2 protein-coding genes and 2 pseudogenes are annotated in these 1,081 nt (G+C 65.0%); 3 read left to right on the top strand and 1 reads right to left on the bottom strand.

Features of this window, described 5'->3' with window-relative positions:
* On the bottom strand, positions 1-316 hold a 316-nt coding region (locus AACY19_RS26565; protein ID WP_339454460.1), incomplete at its 3' end, for an alcohol dehydrogenase catalytic domain-containing protein.
* 70 nt (positions 317-386) lie between these two features.
* Between AACY19_RS26565 and AACY19_RS26560 the strand changes: the two genes are divergently transcribed.
* From AACY19_RS26560 to AACY19_RS27995, 3 genes and pseudogenes are all read left to right on the top strand, one after another.
* Complete coding sequence (locus AACY19_RS26560) at positions 387-584, top strand: DUF1192 domain-containing protein (protein ID WP_033966031.1); 198 nt, start codon at positions 387-389, stop codon at positions 582-584.
* Between the two features lie 125 nt (positions 585-709).
* A pseudogene (locus AACY19_RS28000) lies at positions 710-889 on the top strand (Clp protease N-terminal domain-containing protein); the annotation flags it as partial.
* 60 nt (positions 890-949) lie between these two features.
* A pseudogene (locus tag AACY19_RS27995) lies at positions 950-1,081 on the top strand (hypothetical protein); the annotation flags it as partial.

Here is a 1,081-nt window from a genome sequence, read left to right as displayed (position 1 = left end):
CGACATATTCGGCATAGCCGCCCCCTGCCAGCAGCGCACACACCGGCTGACCGGTCATGTCGATCGCGACCTCGGCCCCTTGCGCGACGATCGTGCCCGACACTTCCAGCCCCGGGATCGACGGCGCGCCCGGCGGTGGCGCATATCCGCCCTTGCGCTGCAGCACGTCGGGCCGGTTCACGCCCGCCGCGACGACGCGGATCAACACTTCATCAACACGCGGCATCGGCACCGGGCGCTGCACCACGCGCAGCACCTCGGGCCCGCCCGGCACGTCCGGGTCGATCGCTCGCATCGTTGTCGGAATACCGTCCATCGGTCGTGCGCCCTGTTTTGCTTTGCGCGCCTTATTGACATGGCGCGCCGCCGGGTCAACGATCCTGCCTATGGACCTCGACGAGATTCTCCCGAAACGCGCGGGCGATCCGCTCGCCGCGCTGATCGTACAGGACCTTGACCCGCTGTCGGTCAAGGAACTGGAAGCGCGCATCGTCGCGCTGGAGGCGGAAGTGGCGCGCACCCGAGCAAAAATACAATGCGCGGTTAACCATCGGGCAAGCGCGAACGACCTATTCAAGTCATGAGGGGTTTCGTCGCGGGGCCGAGGAAATGCCGCGACGTGTTTCAAGTGCTTGATGCGGGCGTCCTGCCTTCCGACATAGCAGGAAAGGGCCGCCCGTCTTTCGTGGCCCGCATGGAGTAAATACAGATGCCATCCTTCGCCTCCGCGCTGGAAACCACGCTGCACAAGGCCTTAGAGGCCGCGTCGTCGCGCCGGCACGAATATGCCACGCTCGAGCACTTGCTGCTTGCCCTGATCGACGATGAACATGCCTCCAAGGTGATGCAATCGTGCGTGGTCGACACCGCCGAGCTGACCGCAACCGTAAAACACTATCTCGATACCGAGCTTGAGGCGCTGAAGGTCGATGCCGCGACCGACCCCTCGCCCACCAGCGGCTTCCAGCGCGTCGTCCAGCGCGCGATCCTCCACGTCCAGTCCTCCGGCCGCGACGAAGTGACCGGCGCGAACGTGCTGGTCGCGCTGTTCAGCGAGCGCGAGAGCTATGCCGTCTATTTC

Origin of the sequence: Pseudomonas sp. EA_5y_Pfl2_R50, assembly GCF_963970475.1 — a bacterium.
GTDB lineage: Bacteria > Pseudomonadota > Gammaproteobacteria > Pseudomonadales > Pseudomonadaceae > Aquipseudomonas.
This window is presented reverse-complemented; position numbering and strand designations above follow the sequence as displayed.

Bases quoted from the DNA above. Each gene is read 5' to 3' on its own strand.
- AACY19_RS26560 (WP_033966031.1), top strand. From the start codon at position 387: ATGGACCTCGACGAGATTCTCCCGAAACGCGCGGGCGATCCGCTCGCC.